Raw genomic sequence first — 17,845 nt, forward strand, 5'->3', positions numbered from 1 at the left:
ATTACAATGTCCGTCTCTTAAAAAGAGAAGTACACTCAAGATGGTTAAAAACAACTTTTTCCATCTTTTCCCCAATAATAGGAAAGTATTATTATGGGAATAATATAAGAAATTAAAAAAGAAAATGCTTGAATATCAAAGTCTGACATGTAAAAGCGGCAGCTCTATTATTTAAGTCTTATCGAAATTTCTTTTACATCTTGGGTTAATAAACAAAAAAGATATGAGGCAGATAGAAAGAGCAAGTGTTGTAAGAATCGTCTCTGATTTAATAAAAGCAGATGGCATAATAGATATAAGGGAAATAGATTTTTTTGATGCCCTTAAAGAGAAATATGGCATTATAGAAGAGGATGAAATATTTGCTGAATCATGTACTTTGTCCCAATCTTTAAGTGTTATAGCCAATTTTGATGAAAAAGATAGACATTCTTTAATGAACGACTTTTGGAAGACTACCATGTCTGACGATTTTTGTACAAAAGAAGAAGCCTTATTACTACTTGCCTTACGCCTAAATCTCACTGTTAAAATACCTAATGAAGTTACTGTTCTTTCTGTTGAATCCTCTACATTAAATTTCGAGAAATCGCAGATTTTATATTTGGAAAGCGAATATAATAGTGTAACGAATAATCAAATGAAGCTATTGTATCGGGAATTATGTACGGAAGTGAGATTGGCTGGCTTTGAATTGGTATATCTACCCAAACTCTCAGAACACTATAATAGTATTTTGGAAGCCGATTTACTTCGGATTGCAAAGTTCCTTTATCCAAAAGTGAGTAATGAACGTATATATACTATTGTAAAACAGGTGCAAAATTTATCTACCGCATCTTTTTGCTGTGATCATTTGGCAACTAAATTATCTATTAAAGAACTTCGTGTTATCAATCCGTCATTTCTTATTAAAATAGGGGAATCGATTGTTAACGATAAAAATATCTCTAATTTTCTATTAGTAGAGATAGTGGATAATCCATTATTTACGATAAGAATGATCTTGGATTTATTTGCCGAGAGTTATCATAACCTACGTTTGAATTATATACAAGAGGACAAAGGAAGATTCGTTTTTACAGGTTATTATAAACTGATTTTTGATATCCTAATGCTAAGGAAAAGTGTAAGAAGTAGTGTTGTGGTAGATCCTATGCGAGAACGAATATATTTTCCTGAAGCGGATGTTATGTTAGAGAAAGTACATAGACGTGAGAAAGCTCTATATGCTTTATTTCTAATGGAGTCTGCCAGTGGAGGAATTAATTTCAATCAGCCGCAATCTCCCAAACAAATGGAGCGATATGAGAAACGCATGAAAGCAATTATACATAAGTATCAATTAATTTATAGAATGTTCGGAGGAGATGAAGATAAAGCCCCTAATATTGGAGTTCCAGAAATTCGGCTTCCTATGATAAGTTTATTGAAACGGCAACTCTCAAAATTAGATAATGTGCTGTACCATGTAGATGACTATATGATACAACGGAATATATATGGTAATTATGCCGTGAATATATCTTCTTCATTATGCCTTTGTTGTGGGGCTGAGAAAAACGATATCAAACTCTTCACTGAATCGGAAGATTGGATAAAGATAGCGGCATTATAGGTAGTGGTTAAATAGGGTTCAAAGGTTGCAACCATAGTTCTTGTATTTCGAGTGATAACAGTTGTAACATTTCTGAAACCAAGAATATAAGAGAAGTCATTTATAATTTTGCATCAAAAGAAATTCAAAATTAAAACAACAGTATTATGATTAATCTTGAAAAAGGACAAAGAATCAGCATGGACAAAGGTCTTACGCTGGTGGGCGTTGGTCTCGGATGGGATCCCAATAAAGGAACAGGCTATGATTTTGATTTGGATGCTTCGGCATTTATGCTTGGTAGTGATGGGCAAGTTCCAGCACAAGAATATTTTGTGTTCTATGGTAATCAAAAATCACCCGATGGTTCTGTAGAATCGAGTGGTGATGATTTAACTGGAGGAAACAGCGATGGTGGTGATGACGAGACATTAAATGTTGATTTAACCAAAGTTAGCTCAAATATACAAGAAATTATATTTACTGCAACTATTTATAAGGCAGAAGAACGTAGGCAAAACTTTGGACAAGTACGCAACTCGTATATTCGCATATATGATGCTAAAACAAATATGGAAATCGCTCGTTATGACCTAGATGAGGATTTTTCAATTGAAACAGCTGTAGAATTTGGGCGTTTATACCGTCGTGGTACTGAATGGAAATTTGAGGCTATGGGGACAGGTAATAAAGGAGGAATGCAATCACTCGTTCATAAATATGCGAGTAAATACGAATAACCCATGGCTATCAATCTTGTAAAAGGACAACGGGTAGAAATAGACAACAGCTTATTCCACTTGAAAGTAGAAATGGGCTGGAAAGTCAATCCCAATGCCAATCCGCCTTATGATTTGGACGCTTCTACATTTTTGTTAGGTAATAGCGGACAAATTGAACATGAGTACAATTTTGTATTTTACGGTTCTTCAAACAAAGTTCCTGCTTTGGATAATGAAGAAAAACAAATATATGACGGGAATGGTAATCCTGTCTATCGCCCATGCTCAGTAGATAAAAGTGTGCTTGGTTCTATTGACGATCTTGGTGATGATGAAGACGATACAGGTGAAGGAAGCGAAGAAATTGATGTTGACTTGACTAAAACATCTTCAGCTGTAAAAGAAATACTCTTCACTGTAAGTATCTATTGGAATCCTAATAACCTCAATGACCCACGTCGCAAATATAATTTTGGTCAAGTTCGTGATGCTTTTATCCAGATTAAAAATGCACTAACTGGAGAAATAATTTGCCGTTATGATCTAGATGAAGATTTTTCTACAGACAAAGGCGTTGAGTTCGGCCGATTGTATCGTCGTGGAACTGAATGGAAATTCCAAGCTGTTGGGGATGCTCATACGGATGGACTTGAACCTATTTGTAAGAAATATGCTTCTAAATTTATGTAGACATGGCTATCATTCTTGAAAAAGGTGGGGATACACATCGTATCAATTTGGAAAAACGCGCAGGTAAACCTCTGATTGGTGAAATTGTCGTCAATCGTGATTGGAATAAAGGCGGTTTTTTCAAAGGCCTATTGGGTAAAGCTGTAGATCTTGACCTTGGCTGCTTTTATGAATTGTGTAATAGACAAAAAAGTTTAATAGACGGTTTGCAATTCTCACATGGTCGTGGTGGCGACCGCCATCATGTTACCCGTCAGGGTTGCTACGATAATGCGCCTTATATATGGCATCAAGGGGATGACAGAGGTGGTGGTTCTTCATCCGGTGAAACAATATTAATTAATTCTGCCGGTGTAAATAACATCAAGCGTATCATTGTCTATACTTTTATATATGAGGGTGTTGCAAAATGGTCTGAAACAAATGCTGTAGTCAAGGTTAAAGTTCCAGGTTATGAAGATATTGTCGTAGAAATGGGACAGCAATTCAGTAACAAAAAGTTTTGTGCAATAGCAGAACTCAACTTTGGAGGTGATAATTCCATAACCGTGAAGAAACTCGTTACATTTCATGATGGTCATCGTGACTGTGATATGCAGTATGGATGGGGGTTCAATTATTCACCGGGTAGTAAAGATTAATAAAATAAAAAAATTATGGCAATAAAACTTGAAAAAGGACAACGTATCAATCTTGAAAAAGAATCTGGTGCAAAACTCACAAATTTTTGTGTGGGATGTAATTGGGGAGCAATAGAAGTCTCTAAAATGAAAGAAATTGTCGTAAATGAGGGCTTCTTAGGATTTGGACGAAAAACAGAAATGCGTCCTGTAAAAGAAGAAATAGATGTAGATATTGACTTGAGTTGTATCATGCTTGATACTAATGGGAAACTTGTTGATACATTATATTCTCCATTATACAAAAAAGAGTTCTTCACTTCTGCTGGCTTGCCTATAGGAAAAGATTGGTCAACTGATAAAGCTATGTATCATACTCCTGATGATACAGAAGGAGACAAAGGTGGAGATGATGGATTAGACAATGAAATAATAACTGTTGATTTAACAAAAGTAAATCCTCAAATTGACCAAATCTTTTTCTTTCTAAACATTTATTCACCTAAAAACATTGATTTTCAGAAAATTCCTTATGTGGCTATTCGCATGTATGAAGGAACTCCAGAAAAAGTAACATCAGTTTTTGCTCAGTATGATGTTGCAAAGAATGCTCAGTTCACAGAAACCGATGCTCTTATAATGGGAAAACTTTATCGAAGAAGCAATAATTGGAAGTTTGCTGCAATAGGTGATGCATATAGAGATAATAATGATCTTCGTAAAACAATCAAACGAATCATAGAAAACTATTCAAAATAACGAACAATGAGAAGATTACCTGTTTATCTGTTGCTCGATACATCGGGTTCGATGTACGGAGAGCCTATTGAAGCTGTAAAGAATGGCGTTCAGACTTTGATCTCTACGCTTCGAAGCGATCCTTACGCATTGGAAACTGCTTATATCAGTATCATAACATTCAATTCTTCGGCTCAACAAGTAACACCGCTGACAGAATTGGCTGCATTCCAGCAACCTAATATTGATGCGAGTGGTTGTACTGCTTTAGGAGGCGCATTAGATCTTTTAGCCAAGAAAATTGATAGTGAGATTACCAAGACAACCGCAGAAGTGAAAGGTGACTGGCGGCCTTTGGTTTTTATTATGACTGACGGTGTGCCTACCGATGATATGTCGAAAGGACTTGCTGAATTTAAGAAACGCAAATGTGGTATGGTTGTGGCTTGTGCAGCTGGACAAGGAGCAAGTACAGATACCTTAAAGCAAATCACAGAAAATGTGGTTCAACTGGATACTGCGGACAGTGCCACAATCAAAGCATTTTTTAAGTGGGTATCTGCCAGCATCAGTACAAGTAGTAAATCTGTTGAGGAAACGGCGGCAGAAGCTACTACAATGAGTGAACTTCCACCTCCCCCTCCAGAAGTAAACATTGTTGTATAATGGACATTGACCCGAAAGACATTGATAAGTCAAATGCCTTTCGGGTATAAAAACTAAAATCATGAGTAGAAGATTACCAGTATATATTCTTATAGATACAAGTGGTTCCATGAGGGGTGAACCTATTGAGAGCGTCAAGGTCGGACTTTCAGACATGATTGCGTCATTAAGATTGGATCCCTATGCATTGGAAACAGTTTGTGTTAGTATTATTACGTTTGACAGTAAGGTTGAGCAAATTCTTCCTTTGACAGAATTGGAAAATCTCCAGCTACCTGATATTCATGTGCCAGACTCAGGTGCTACATTTCTGGGAGCAGCATTGAATTTGATGTGCCAACGTTATGATGAAGAAGTCAATATGGGATCACGTGAGCAGAAAGGAGATTGGATGCCTATAATGTTTGTTCTGACAGATGGGAAGCCTGCAGATTTAATGGCATATGATGAAGCTATACAGAAAGTGAAACGCCATCAGTTTACTAATATCGTAGCTTGTGCAGCTGGCCCGAAAGCAAAGACAGAACCTTTGAAAAAGCTTACCGACAATGTATTTACGCTTGATACAATGGATAGTAATACATTCAAGAAGTTTTTCCAATGGGTAACTATCAATGTACAACAAGGAGGGCGAACAATGGGTGTGACGGATCAGGTTGAATTACCGCCTCCACCAGCAGAAGTCAACTTGGTAATTTAATAGAAACAATGATATGAATTGCAAATTTGTTGGATATGAATTTAAGACACTTGAAGTCTCATTGGCTCCAAGAGAGGAATTTTATGCAGAACGTGGCAGTATAGTTTATGTAGAGGAATCATTGCAGCGCGAAGTTGAATTTACAAATGGTGGTACCGGTTTAGGAACTATTATTGGTGGAGTGGTTAAATCAGCTTTGTCTGGCGAGTCCATATTGATTATCCGTTTTTCTAATCCAACGAATACGGAGAAGAAACTTGTGTTGTCAGGTTCTTCTTGTGCTTTACTTCCTGTTAAATTACAAGGAGAAAATCTTATATGTCGTCGAGGACATTATGTTGCTTCAACTGGTCGGGTATCCTTGAACCTCAATCTGAATCTCCAAGGTCTACTTGGAGGTATTGGACTATTTCAAAAAATTGAAGGTAATGCAACCGTCTTTCTCAATTCGTTGGGAAATCCCATTGAAAAGCAGTTAAGGAATGGTGAAACTATAGAAGTGGATGAAAATCACATCATTGCCTTACACGGATTTTCTTCTTCACAGATACAGGCAGGATGGTCTGTCGGTAATGTTTTGCGAGGAGAAGGATTAAGTCTTATGAAAATAACAGGACCTGGGAAAATCTATCTCAGTCCTTTACCTATAATTATCAATCGAAATTAAATTAGTATAAAACAATGAGAAGATTACCCGTATATTTCCTTGTTGACGTTTCAGAATCAATGGTTGGTGCCCCTATCCAACAAGTTCAGGATGGCATGAGAATGATTGTACAGGAATTGCGTACAGATCCCTATGCTCTTGAAACTGCGTTTATATCTATTATTGCTTTTGCAGGAAAGGCAAAATGTATTTCACCGTTGACAGAGTTATATAAGTTTTATCCACCTATATTTCCTATAGGTGGTGGCACGTCTCTCGGTGTTGCTCTGAATTTCTTGATGGATGATATGGATAAGAATTTAGTTAAAACCACAACGGAGCAAAAAGGGGATTGGAAGCCGATAGTTTTTCTTTTTACTGACGGTACACCAACTGATAATCCATCTTCTGCTTTTGCTCGCTGGAACAATTCATATCGCAGAAAGGCAAATATTGTAGCCATATCCATTGGAGACAATGTAAATACTCAACTTTTAGGACAAATATCTGACAATGTACTTCGGCTAAATAAGACAGATGATATATCATTCAAAGCGTTCTTTAAGTGGGTGACGGCTTCCATTAAGGCTACCAGTGTATCAGTGACCGATGTAGGAGATGATGATGTAAAATTGGCTTCTACCAATGGTATTAATTTGGAAAAAGTTGATACAACCAAGCCCTGCATGGTGGATGAAAATTATGTAGTATTGCTTGGTAAATGTTCCAATACCAAGAGACTTTATTTGGTTAAATATGCAAAGCATCTTGCTAATATAGAAGGGCTTGAAACTCTGAATATAAAAACAACAGACTTCAAACTCGTGGGAGCCTATCCTATTGATGAAGAAAATTACAATGATTTGAGTGATGGAAAATCGAACCGTAATATCAATACGATGTCATTGCGGGGTGTGCCGACTTGTCCCTGTTGTGGAAATCAGCTCGGAGTAGTAGTTTGTGAATGTGGTAACATTATGTGTTCGGGCGGTCAAACGACAGCTTGTCCTTGGTGTGGTATGGAAGGAACTTTAGGTGAAATTGCTGAAGGAGGAATAGACATTACAAGAGGAAGGGGGTAAAATATGGATATTGATAAAATCATAGACACTCTCATTGGAAATAAAGATGATAAGAAAGTAGAAAATTTTCTCCGTTTTTTGTCAGACAAATTGTGGAATTTATACAATGACTATCTTATGGATAAAATAAAAATGGCAGAGAATAAAATTGTGTGGGATCTTAATATACCTAATGCAAAGGAAAATCAGGAATATGAAGTGACTGTAGATATGCCTGTTTTAGATCCCGATGGATTAGACGGTATGGAGATTGTTCTCGTAAGCGTATCTGGACTCGATAAAAATATTCATGGGTTGAGCCTTGTAACAGCTGCAGATGGGAAGTCTTTTACTATCTCAGGATGCCCGTCTTTGGAATATTTCCGTAAAAATGGTGCAACAGCTCAATCAACATTTGATTTGATTATACGCTATCAGTTTGTAGGTGTGGATATGCCAGAAGAACATCCTATTTTGGAACGGAAAGTGCCTTTCGTAATTAATCAAGATCCTCGTAAATTGTGGAAAGACCTACCTGTGGATTGGGGAAATATGCCTGAACCAAAGTATCAAAATAATGATATTCAGGTAGAGTATATAAAAGTAGAAGCCCTTGCTGACGGAACACCTCAGAAAGATATTGTGGCAGCCAGTAAGCGTGGACGTAGCCATGCACAAGAAGCTAAACCTCGCGATGACCATTTCAAAATGGCTCATATGGACAATGGATGGTATGTTATGGCCGTAGCTGATGGTGCCGGTTCTGCTAAATTTTCACGTGAAGGTTCTCGTATTGCATGTGAGGAATCAGTGAACTATTGTATTGTACAACTTAATGGCAATAAAGATTTTGAAAATGCAATATTGAAATACAACGAACAGATGGGTGACGGCGAAAGCGATGCACGCAAACAAGTTGGAGATCATATATATAAGATTGTTGGAACTGCAGCGTTTAAGGCTCATCGTGCGATTAACGCTGAAGCGGCCACCGTCAACAATCAACCTAAACAATATGCGACAACACTTTTGCTTGTCATTAGTAAAAAATTTTCTTTTGGATGGTTTCTAGCTTCATTTTGGGTGGGTGATGGTGCAATTTGTCTTTATGACAAACATACACATACGGCTAAAATACTTGGTGTACCGGACGAAGGAGAATTTGCAGGGCAGACTCGATTTCTCACCATGCCGGACATTTTCAAGGATGCCAAAAGTTTATACCAGCGACTTCGTTTCAATATAGTAGATGACTTCACCGCTCTTTTTATGATGACAGATGGTGTAAGTGACCCGAAGTTTGAAACAGATGTCAATCTGAACAATCCTGACAGATGGGATGCTTTGTGGAACGACCTTAAAGAGAATGGAGTGGAACTTACTGACGACAACGAATCATCAAAAGAGCAATTATTGAATTGGCTTGACTTTTGGTCGCCAGGAAATCACGATGACCGCACTATTGCCATTTTATATGAGGGTGAAGAGACTGATCCAAAATGTGAAGAAGTAACAGAACAAATGGCAAAAGAAATCTCCGATACAAATGAAACAGGAACTATTTCTTCTGATAAAATCAATGTAGAATCTTAAAAGGAAGAAGTTATGGCTAATATAATTAAACTGACTGCATCCGACGGTTCTACCGTTGAGTTCTATGACGAGATTAAGGCTCAAGGCGGAGTTAAGGATGTATATTTCTCAACCGATAAAACTTATGTTGTGGCATTCTACCGTAATCCTACAAATGCCAACGACAAAGCCCGATTGGAAAACATTGTTGGGGTGTATCGCGAAAAGATTTTCGTTCAGAACTCAGATGGAGATTACTGGAATGACATATTTGCATGGCCTACTAAAATGGTGGAATGGAAAGGACTCACGGGTATTGTTATTCCTTTCTATAACAAAAAGTTCTTCTTTACAGGAATTGATGCCCAATGGCCTTTCATTAAGAACGGTCAGGAAAAGAACGGCAAATGGTTCTCTTCGGCAAAACTCATCAACAAGTTCGTTCCTGCCGATCAGAAAGGTACATTTCTGTCGCGTTTGCATATGTGTTTGAAGATAGCACGTGGTATTCGCCGCATACATGCCGCAGGACTAGCTCATTCGGATCTTTCCTACAATAATGTACTTGTTGACCCCCTTTCTGGTTCGGCCTGCATTATTGATGATGATGGATTGGTTGTACCCGGCAAGTTCCCGCCAGAGGTGGTAGGTACTCCTGGTTTTATAGCACCCGAAGTTCTCGCCACAAAGACACTAAAAATAGACGATCCAAAAAAAAATTTGCCTAAGATTACTACAGACCGCTACGCACTTGCAGTACTCATCTATACTTTTCTGCTCAACCGCCATCCTTTGGACGGTGGAAAAGTGTGGAATATAGACGATCCACAAAAAGACGATGATATGCGTTATGGAGCAAAGGCCTTGTTCATTGAACATCCCACTGATTCTACCAATCGCGTTAAACCTAACCAGCTGGCACCGTCCCAATTGCCACAAGGCGATCCAAATCGGCTCCCCTATACTATTTGTGGTCCGTATTTGAAAAAATTGTTCGACAAAGCATTCATTGATGGGCTGCACAATCCATCTATGCGTCCCAGTGCGGCTGAATGGGAAGATGCACTTATCAAGACATGTGATTTGGTACAGCCATGCCAAAATCCAGATTGTCAGGCTCACTGGTATGTTTTCGACAATACTACCAAGCCTCACTGTCCGTTCTGTGGTAGAGAATATAAAGGACAGCTACCAATTCTTAACTTTTATTATGCACCTGCTCATGGAAAGTTCATTTCGGAAAACTATCGCTTAATGATTTATGATAAGCAGACTCTTTATCGGTGGCACTCCAACAACTTGGTATCAGCAAATGAAAAGACAAGCGATAATGATAAGAAGCCAGTCGGAGACTTTCATTTCCATAATGGACAATGGATACTTATCAATAGGCGTCTCCCTGATATGCGTGACATTACTGAACAAAAAGATATTCCAATCGGCGGATATGTTCCACTTACAGAAGGTCGGCAGATTCTCCTTGACAAAAGTCAAGGAGGTAGATTAGTCATTGTTCAACTTGTTAATAATTAGATTTATGGCTATAAAGGATCAATGCGAACAATGCAAGAAATATAATAGTACTTGTATAGAAAATATAGAATTTAATGGGCAGTCATGTGACCATTATATAAAGCGTATAAATTTGGAGAAAAAAACAAATCAAGTCATACATGACAATGCAAATTTCAATCAACAGGAAAAAGCATCGTGCCCTCAAATAGATTATCCTAATCCCAATGATAACATTCATGGATGGTTAGGATTTCTACTTTTTTCCATTGGTCTTGGTGGTCTGGTAAGTGCTTTATATCCTATACTTACTTATAATATAGAAGAATATGGGAGTCATTTTTTAGCACTTGCAGATGTGTTTTTGGGTATAATGTTATTAGCCTTAGCCATTTACACTATCTATGCTTTCCTCCAAAGAAAGCCAAATGCAGTTTATTTAGCCAAGGTATATATAGCTGCTGTCTTTATATCAAATGTTATAACTCTATTTAGTGGTGAATTTGAGGAATCTGGTATGGGGAGTATGCCTCGTCTTATACGTTCTTTGATATGGAGTATCGTTTGGTTCTTGTATCTGACAACTTCTAAGCAGGTCAATAATATCATTCCAAAAACATACCGTAAAATATATAGTCGTGACTATTATATTACAGCAGCATTTGTTATAGTTCCCCTATTTATGCTTGGCATTGGTATCGCAGATATACAGTCACAATACGATAAAAAAGAAGCTCAATTCATTTCATCGGTAGATTTAGCATATAATGAATACACAGATGGACGCATAGTGTTCACAAAACCTGATGGATTTATATGTGAAAAACAAGAAATAGATGAACCCAAAATCACTCTGTTTGATTTGGAACTTAGTGATTGTGCTTGGGTAAGAATATGCAGCGATTATGATTCCGATATTACAACCGATAATTTCAATTCTTATTGGGAAAATTGGAAAGACTCAGAACTTGAAAAATATTCTTATAAGGAAATCCTAAATGAAAAGCGTTTTGTTAATGACAATCCATATTTTATTAAAACGATTCAATATGAAACAGAAACTCCTATTCAATGGCATTATGTGCTATTATTTAATGAACGAACGGAAAAAGTTTGCGTAGTATCATATTATCAAATTGGGGATGGTTACAACTATCTTGATACATTATTAAAATCCATCCGTTTCTAATGGTATATATTGTACGAAATAATCAAGATTATGGCCCATACGATGAGAATACTCTCTTGTCATATGTAAACAATGGGCAAATTTTACTTCATGACAAAGCTAAAAGTGTATCTACAAATGAAGTAAATACAGTATATTATTTTTTGCATAGGGCTGGATTGAAGCCAAAAGTATCTCATGGTGGCGATTTAATAGCACAGCTACGCAAAATAGGAACAGAACTTATTATACCAAAGAATAGTTTTATCAACAAGCAATGGCTTTCGGAGAAACGCTTGTTAACCTTGGCTATAGTTGGATTGTCTCCTAGTATGTTAATGGTTATACCAATGTGGAATTTTGGCGTATTCTATGCGATTGCTTTGTACTTTTCATGTATATGGGGACTTTTCTTTTATTACCTCTTCAAGACACCGCAAGTATCTATAAAGAATACTATTTCAATATTCTTCTTGACTCAGTTATTCGTATTTGTCGCCTGGGATGTATTAGGTATTCCACGTATAAATCCATTCTATAGATTGATAGATTTATCTTTCCCTTTGAATCTATTTGGATATACCTTGGGAGTCGGTTTAATGGAAGAATTGGCTAAAGCAATTCCTCTGTTTGTTATTTATAGAAAAACAAAAGAACCGTTATTGCCACAGACATTAGTATATTATGGCTTAATGTCAGGTATTGCTTTTGGCGTTTTTGAAGGAGTACAATACCAAATGGAAGTAAATACTCAATTGGATTATACCGGAGCATTTTTTATGAATATAGCTCGTTTAACAAGTCTTCCTTTTCTTCATGCTATTTGGTGTGGTATAGCAGGCTATTTTATAGCCTTTGCAAATTTATATCCCAAATATAGAATATCCTTGTATTTCTTAGCAATTGCAATTCCAGCCATTATTCATGGTTTATATGATACATTCTGTGGAAGCTCATTAGGAATGTTAATAGCATTGCCTATTACTTTTATAGGAGTTATCATGCTTATGACTTACTTAAAACAAAGCGTAAATTATCAATCAAAACTTCGAAATTAATATGGGAAAATGTAAATATTGCCATAGAGATGCGGGATGGTTTCAACATTCGCATTCAGAATGTGAGAAAAAATATAACGACGGGAAATTAAAACTTCGCAATATACTAATGTCTTGTTTCTCTAATCTTCAGGATTTTTATTGTAGAGAACAAGAAATAAATGAAATAATAAGTAGTTCATACATTGATGAAGCAACAAAAGAAAAAATTTTTGTAGATGTATTAGACGATGTAATAGAGAAATATCTTGAAGACAATATTATAAATGATGCAGAAAAACAAAGTGTAGCCCGTTTTATACAATTTTCTCAAATTCCACAAGCGATACTTAACCAGCATCATTCCATAGAAAAAATGTTGCAAGCAGATGTTATTCAGGATATACTGAATGGAAACAAACCATCACCTAAAATAACTATTGCCGGAAACTTTCCATTTATGCTTTCAAGAAATGAAACTATGATATGGTTATTCCGAGACATAATATTCTATGAGCAAAAAATAAAAAGAGAATATGTCGGAAGAAGTAGTGGTATTAGTGTAAGGGTGGCGAAAGGTATTTATTATAGGACAGGAGGCTTTAGGGGACACCCGGTAGAAACTACTTATATGCAGAGGATTTCAGTAGGTAGTGTTTGTCTGACAGATAAACATATTTACTTTTCTTCGCCAGAGAAGAGTTTCAGATTGTCATTTGATAAAATTATAAACATTGATACATATTCAAATGGAGTTGGTCTACAAAAAGATGGGGCAAACAGCAAACCTATATTCTTGGAAGGAATAAATAGTTGGTTTGTGTATAATGTAATAATGAATTTAAGACATGTATAGAGGCATAGATGTAAAATATTACATTTCTGAAATATAGTCGTAACATGACGATGTTATAACCTTGCAACCCTTTAGCGATAGCAATAATGTAAAGGTGTTGTAATGTTTTGGAAATCCAAAAACTCCGTAAAGTTGAAACTAACTTTGCAGCATCAAAAGGAAATCAAATGTATAACAAATAAAATTCGAAGAAAATGAAAAATATTATTTTGACAGCAGCAATTGCTATTTGCGCAACTTTTGGAGTTCACGCTCAAAATATCTACGGAACTTCGTCCAAACGTAATTCAACCTCTTCATTGAGTATCGGCACAACGAATAGTTCTGTAAGATACCAACAGGGATATACCCGAAAGGACGGTACTTATGTACAAGGGCATTACAAGACATCTACTAATACGACTAATCATGATAATTTTTCAACCAGTGGAAATCTTAACACTTTTACGGGTACTATTGGAACCCATGCCCGTGATTACTCTTCCAATGCATACAATTATGGATCAGGTCGCACTATTCATACCGGTAGTCGTGGTGGACAATATTATATAAATAGTAAGGGTAACAAAACATATGTACCTAAGAGAAGATAATTTATTTCATAAAGCATAATAAACGAGGGAAATATGAAAGTAAAATTTTTATATGTTGTGTTTACTATGATGTTATTAGTTGCACCAACAGCTATGGCTCAATCTGTGTATGATTATGAGTATAACAGTCAAAAGAAAAACGCTTCGATCACATTTAGGAACAGTTCAGATTATACAATGACATTGAAGGTTATCTACTCTTTTGGAGGACTATATACGACTGTGTCTTTACCTGCACATTCATCAAGAACGGTAAACTTTAATAAAAGTGGCACATTTAAGCTGAAAATCAAAGCTACATCCTCATACGGACAATCTTCATATCACGATGGGGGAAAGTTCTCTGTAACATCTACTGAAACCGAATGGACGGAAGGAGAAATGGTTTTCAAAATGTCAACATATGGCAGTGGTCTTGGGCCATCTATATCAGCTAAAGAATTTGAAAGTAATGAATAAGTATTAATATTGATATCGTATGAATATGGATTTAGATTTCACCCCCAGTCTTATTAAAAAAGCATTATGGGGAATTTTAACAGTAATATTATTAACGGTAAGTATGGCTTTTATCAAACCTTGGTATAATGTTTGGTCGCAGGAAATGGAAGGTAAAGCAGAATTTGCCAAAGCCGAACAGAATCGTAAAATAAAGATAGAGGAAGCACGAGCAAATCTTGAAGCAGAGAAATTGAATGCACAAGCAGAAATAGAGAGAGCTAAAGGGGCTGCTGAAGCGATTAAAATAGAGAACGGTAGTATTACTCCTACTTACATCCAATATCTTTGGGTTCGCCAACAATCAGATTTGAGCGATAAGACTGTAATATATGTACCAACAGAATCAAATTTACCTATTCTTGAATCTGCAAGAATAAATCAGATACCGAAGAATAATTAATTTATAAAGAATAATATGGAACAAAAACATCATTTCACAGGCTTAACCGATGCCGAGGTGCTCGAAAGCCGTAAAAAACATGGCGCTAATATTTTGACACCTCCAGAGAAAGACCCGTTATGGAAACAATTTCTTGAAAAGTTTGGCGACCCTCTTATCATAATTTTGATGATTGCAGGTGTGCTTTCTATTGGAATCTCATTTTATGAATATTTTGGATTGGGAGAAGGTGGAGAAGTCTTCTTTGAACCGGCAGGAATTTTTGTTGCTATTCTGCTTGCTACTGGTTTGGCATTTTATTTTGAGCTCCAAGCTGATAAAGAATTTACAATTCTTAATCAAGTAAACGATGATGAACCTGTTGAGGTAATCCGTAACGGGAATGCCACACAAATACCTCGAAAAGATGTTGTTGTAGGCGATATAGTCATTCTTAATACCGGTGAGGAAGTTGCTGCTGATGGCGAATTGATAGAAGCTGTACAATTACATTTGGATGAATCCACCTTAACTGGAGAACCTGTATGTGGTAAGAGTATCAATGAAGAAGAGTTTGATAAGAATGCTACTTACCCAACCAATCATGTAATGAAAGGTACAAAGGTAATGGAAGGGCATGGTATATTCCGTGTACTTGCAGTTGGTGATGCAACCGAACAAGGCAAAGTGTTTGAGGCAGCACAGATTGATGACAGTGTGAAAACTCCGCTTAACGAGCAACTTGACGGATTAAGTGCTTGGATTACCAAATTGAGCTATGGTTTTGCTGCATTGATTATAATTGGACGTATTGCAGGTTATTTAATCAGCAACGGAACAGATTGTTTTGGCTCAATGGAACAAATTGCTCCTTTTATAGCATATGTTCTACAAACATTGATGATTGCCGTTACATTGGTTGTTGTAGCGGTACCTGAAGGGTTGCCTATGGCTGTTACACTCTCATTGGCATATTCTATGAGAAGAATGCTTCGAACAAATAATCTTGTTCGTAAAATGCACGCTTGCGAAACAATGGGAGCAACTACCGTAATTTGTACAGATAAAACAGGTACACTGACTCAAAATCAAATGAAAGTGGACGATATAAAAGTTTATGCAGATAATATTTCCGATAGTGTTATCAACGAAGGAATGGCAGTAAACTCCACCGCATCTATTGATTTCTCAGACGTCAAGAAACCTCAAGTACTGGGTAATCCGACAGAGGGGGCATTACTACTTTGGTTAAACAACAAAGGGGTGGACTATCGTATGCTGCGTGAAAGTGTAAATGTTGTACAAGAACTTCCATTCTCTACTGAGCGTAAATATATGGCTACTGTTGTTGAATCTGCTGTCATACCAGGCAAGAAAATACTTTATGTGAAGGGTGCTCCGGAAATAATCTTTGACTTATGCAAAGTCACCAATGTAGATAAAACTATTGTTGATAAGCAGTTAATTTCCTATCAGGAACGAGCCATGCGTACACTTGGTTTTGCCTATCAAGTGTTGGAAAACGATAATGCTGTGATTGAAAATGGCAAACTGGTTGCTACATCACTTCATTTCATTGGTATTGCTGCTATTGCAGATCCTGTTCGTGTAGATGTCCCTGATGCAGTAAAAGAATGTTTGGATGCAGGTATAAACATAAAGATTGTAACTGGTGATACTCCGGGTACGGCAAAGGAAATAGGTCGTCAAATAGGTCTTTGGACTTCTACAGATACAGAACGCAACATCATTACTGGCCCCGATTTTGCTGCACTTACAGAGGAACAATTGCTTGACCGTGTACAGGATCTAAAGATTATCGCCCGCGCACGTCCTATGGACAAGAAACGGTTGGTAGAAGCCTTGCAAAAGAAAAATCAGGTAGTAGCTGTTACTGGTGATGGAACAAATGATGCACCTGCATTACATACTGCTCATGTGGGACTGTCAATGGGCGATGGTACATCTGTTGCCAAAGAAGCATCTGACATTACCATCATCGATAACTCATTCTCAAGCATTGGTAAGGCTGTGATGTGGGGACGTTCACTCTATCAAAACATTCAGCGTTTCCTGTTATTTCAACTTACTGTAAATGTAACAGCTTGTTTCTTAGTTCTTTGCGGCGCATTTATGGGAACAGAAAGTCCATTGACTGTAACTCAAATGTTGTGGATAAACCTTATTATGGATACTTTTGCAGCAATGGCATTGGCATCACTTCCTCCTTCAGAGAGCGTAATGCAGGACAAACCCCGCGACCGTAATGCTTTTATTCTTAATAAATCAATGATTGCTAACATTATCGGTGTAGGTGGATTCTTTTTTGCAATGTTACTCGGTTTGCTTTATATATTCCAACACGCAGACATTCACCAACTCACAGATTTGTTATCACTTCAATTGGGTGAAAAAGGCCATGTATCTACGTATGAGTTGACTCTGCTCTTCACTATTTTTGTGATGACCCATTTCTTCTATCTCTTCAATGCGCGTGCATTCGAGACTGGTCGTAGTGCTTTACATTTCAAAGGTTGTAAGGGATTACTTATCATTGTGGCTATTATCATGATAGGGCAAGTGGCAATGGTGGAAATACCTGGTATTCAACAATTCTTCAATGTTCAAGGATTGAGTTTGCAAGATTGGATAATTATTATTCTTGGTTCCTCCCTTGTACTTTGGGTACGTGAAGGATGGCATCTGATAACTAAGCGATAACTAAATATTACGGGTTGGAATAGCTCCATACATCATACCGGGGTTATTCCAACCCTTTAATTTTAT

Annotated in this window: 18 protein-coding genes; all 18 read left to right on the forward strand. The window is 36.9% G+C overall.

The window, feature by feature from the left end; translation table 11 throughout:
- The first annotated feature begins 223 nt into the window (after window positions 1–223).
- Window positions 224–1,618, forward strand: a complete 1,395-nt coding sequence (locus QVP67_RS10505) for a hypothetical protein (RefSeq protein ID WP_022163521.1) — start codon at window positions 224–226, stop codon at window positions 1,616–1,618.
- Between the two features lie 146 nt (window positions 1,619–1,764).
- A complete protein-coding gene (locus QVP67_RS10510; RefSeq protein WP_022163522.1) occupies window positions 1,765–2,337 on the forward strand; it encodes a TerD family protein in 573 nt (190 codons plus the stop codon).
- A gap of 3 nt (window positions 2,338–2,340) precedes the next feature.
- The gene (locus tag QVP67_RS10515; RefSeq protein ID WP_022163523.1) at window positions 2,341–3,009 is read left to right on the forward strand and encodes a TerD family protein; all 669 of its coding nucleotides are present in this window, start codon (window positions 2,341–2,343) and stop codon (window positions 3,007–3,009) included.
- Window positions 3,010–3,011: 2 nt separating this feature from the next.
- Window positions 3,012–3,650 carry a stress protein gene (locus tag QVP67_RS10520; RefSeq protein WP_022163524.1) on the forward strand — a complete coding sequence of 213 codons (639 nt, stop codon included), beginning with the start codon at window positions 3,012–3,014 and terminating at the stop codon, window positions 3,648–3,650.
- Between the two features lie 15 nt (window positions 3,651–3,665).
- Window positions 3,666–4,388, forward strand: a complete 723-nt coding sequence (locus QVP67_RS10525) for a TerD family protein (RefSeq protein ID WP_022163525.1) — start codon at window positions 3,666–3,668, stop codon at window positions 4,386–4,388.
- A gap of 6 nt (window positions 4,389–4,394) precedes the next feature.
- On the forward strand, window positions 4,395–5,033 hold the full coding sequence (locus QVP67_RS10530; RefSeq protein ID WP_022163526.1) for a vWA domain-containing protein: 639 nt from the start codon (window positions 4,395–4,397) through the stop codon (window positions 5,031–5,033).
- A 61-nt stretch (window positions 5,034–5,094) separates the two neighbouring features.
- Complete coding sequence (locus QVP67_RS10535) at window positions 5,095–5,733, forward strand: vWA domain-containing protein (protein WP_022163527.1); 639 nt, start codon at window positions 5,095–5,097, stop codon at window positions 5,731–5,733.
- Window positions 5,734–5,746: 13 nt separating this feature from the next.
- A complete protein-coding gene (locus tag QVP67_RS10540; RefSeq protein ID WP_022163528.1) occupies window positions 5,747–6,400 on the forward strand; it encodes an AIM24 family protein in 654 nt (217 codons plus the stop codon).
- A 14-nt stretch (window positions 6,401–6,414) separates the two neighbouring features.
- Window positions 6,415–7,461, forward strand: a complete 1,047-nt coding sequence (locus QVP67_RS10545; protein ID WP_022163529.1) for a TerY-C metal binding domain-containing protein — start codon at window positions 6,415–6,417, stop codon at window positions 7,459–7,461.
- Window positions 7,462–7,464: 3 nt separating this feature from the next.
- Window positions 7,465–9,033, forward strand: a complete 1,569-nt coding sequence (locus tag QVP67_RS10550) for a PP2C family serine/threonine-protein phosphatase (protein WP_022163530.1) — start codon at window positions 7,465–7,467, stop codon at window positions 9,031–9,033.
- A gap of 12 nt (window positions 9,034–9,045) precedes the next feature.
- A complete protein-coding gene (locus QVP67_RS10555) occupies window positions 9,046–10,545 on the forward strand; it encodes a helix-hairpin-helix domain-containing protein (protein ID WP_022163531.1) in 1,500 nt (499 codons plus the stop codon).
- A gap of 4 nt (window positions 10,546–10,549) precedes the next feature.
- On the forward strand, window positions 10,550–11,713 hold the full coding sequence (locus tag QVP67_RS10560) for a DUF2569 family protein (protein WP_022163532.1): 1,164 nt from the start codon (window positions 10,550–10,552) through the stop codon (window positions 11,711–11,713).
- On the forward strand, window positions 11,713–12,750 hold the full coding sequence (locus tag QVP67_RS10565; RefSeq protein ID WP_022163533.1) for a PrsW family glutamic-type intramembrane protease: 1,038 nt from the start codon (window positions 11,713–11,715) through the stop codon (window positions 12,748–12,750). The genes QVP67_RS10560 and QVP67_RS10565 overlap by 1 nt, the downstream gene beginning before the upstream one ends.
- A gap of 1 nt (window position 12,751) precedes the next feature.
- Window positions 12,752–13,585, forward strand: coding sequence for a hypothetical protein (locus QVP67_RS10570; RefSeq protein ID WP_022163534.1), 834 nt, complete (start codon window positions 12,752–12,754; stop codon window positions 13,583–13,585).
- Between the two features lie 194 nt (window positions 13,586–13,779).
- On the forward strand, window positions 13,780–14,178 hold the full coding sequence (locus tag QVP67_RS10575) for a hypothetical protein (RefSeq protein WP_022163535.1): 399 nt from the start codon (window positions 13,780–13,782) through the stop codon (window positions 14,176–14,178).
- Between the two features lie 33 nt (window positions 14,179–14,211).
- Window positions 14,212–14,637 (forward strand): hypothetical protein, encoded by a 426-nt coding sequence (locus QVP67_RS10580; protein WP_022163536.1) that lies wholly within the window; start codon window positions 14,212–14,214, stop codon window positions 14,635–14,637.
- A gap of 103 nt (window positions 14,638–14,740) precedes the next feature.
- Window positions 14,741–15,079: a hypothetical protein gene (locus QVP67_RS10585; protein ID WP_390891789.1), complete on the forward strand. Its 339-nt coding sequence runs from the start codon at window positions 14,741–14,743 to the stop codon at window positions 15,077–15,079.
- Between the two features lie 15 nt (window positions 15,080–15,094).
- Window positions 15,095–17,779 carry a calcium-translocating P-type ATPase, PMCA-type gene (locus QVP67_RS10590; protein ID WP_022163538.1) on the forward strand — a complete coding sequence of 895 codons (2,685 nt, stop codon included), beginning with the start codon at window positions 15,095–15,097 and terminating at the stop codon, window positions 17,777–17,779.
- Window positions 17,780–17,845: the final 66 nt, after the last annotated feature.

The sequence above is a fragment of the Bacteroides sp. CAG:633 genome (assembly GCF_000435115.1).
GTDB classification, from domain to species: domain Bacteria; phylum Bacteroidota; class Bacteroidia; order Bacteroidales; family Bacteroidaceae; genus Bacteroides; species Bacteroides ndongoniae.

Excerpts from the sequence above, each read along its gene's own strand:
- QVP67_RS10535 (WP_022163527.1), top strand. The coding sequence starts at position 5,095 with ATGAGTAGAAGATTACCAGTATATATTCTTATAGATACAAGTGGTTCC.
- QVP67_RS10515 (WP_022163523.1), top strand. The coding sequence starts at position 2,341 with ATGGCTATCAATCTTGTAAAAGGACAACGGGTAGAAATAGACAACAGC.
- QVP67_RS10555 (WP_022163531.1), top strand. The coding sequence starts at position 9,046 with ATGGCTAATATAATTAAACTGACTGCATCCGACGGTTCTACCGTTGAG.
- QVP67_RS10550 (WP_022163530.1), top strand. The coding sequence starts at position 7,465 with ATGGATATTGATAAAATCATAGACACTCTCATTGGAAATAAAGATGAT.
- QVP67_RS10530 (WP_022163526.1), top strand. The coding sequence starts at position 4,395 with ATGAGAAGATTACCTGTTTATCTGTTGCTCGATACATCGGGTTCGATG.
- QVP67_RS10590 (WP_022163538.1), top strand. The coding sequence starts at position 15,095 with ATGGAACAAAAACATCATTTCACAGGCTTAACCGATGCCGAGGTGCTC.
- QVP67_RS10505 (WP_022163521.1), top strand. The coding sequence starts at position 224 with ATGAGGCAGATAGAAAGAGCAAGTGTTGTAAGAATCGTCTCTGATTTA.
- QVP67_RS10585 (WP_390891789.1), top strand. The coding sequence starts at position 14,741 with ATGGCTTTTATCAAACCTTGGTATAATGTTTGGTCGCAGGAAATGGAA.
- QVP67_RS10580 (WP_022163536.1), top strand. The coding sequence starts at position 14,212 with ATGAAAGTAAAATTTTTATATGTTGTGTTTACTATGATGTTATTAGTT.
- QVP67_RS10575 (WP_022163535.1), top strand. The coding sequence starts at position 13,780 with ATGAAAAATATTATTTTGACAGCAGCAATTGCTATTTGCGCAACTTTT.
- QVP67_RS10545 (WP_022163529.1), top strand. The coding sequence starts at position 6,415 with ATGAGAAGATTACCCGTATATTTCCTTGTTGACGTTTCAGAATCAATG.
- QVP67_RS10570 (WP_022163534.1), top strand. The coding sequence starts at position 12,752 with ATGGGAAAATGTAAATATTGCCATAGAGATGCGGGATGGTTTCAACAT.
- QVP67_RS10510 (WP_022163522.1), top strand. The coding sequence starts at position 1,765 with ATGATTAATCTTGAAAAAGGACAAAGAATCAGCATGGACAAAGGTCTT.
- QVP67_RS10520 (WP_022163524.1), top strand. The coding sequence starts at position 3,012 with ATGGCTATCATTCTTGAAAAAGGTGGGGATACACATCGTATCAATTTG.
- QVP67_RS10565 (WP_022163533.1), top strand. The coding sequence starts at position 11,713 with ATGGTATATATTGTACGAAATAATCAAGATTATGGCCCATACGATGAG.
- QVP67_RS10540 (WP_022163528.1), top strand. The coding sequence starts at position 5,747 with ATGAATTGCAAATTTGTTGGATATGAATTTAAGACACTTGAAGTCTCA.
- QVP67_RS10560 (WP_022163532.1), top strand. The coding sequence starts at position 10,550 with ATGGCTATAAAGGATCAATGCGAACAATGCAAGAAATATAATAGTACT.
- QVP67_RS10525 (WP_022163525.1), top strand. The coding sequence starts at position 3,666 with ATGGCAATAAAACTTGAAAAAGGACAACGTATCAATCTTGAAAAAGAA.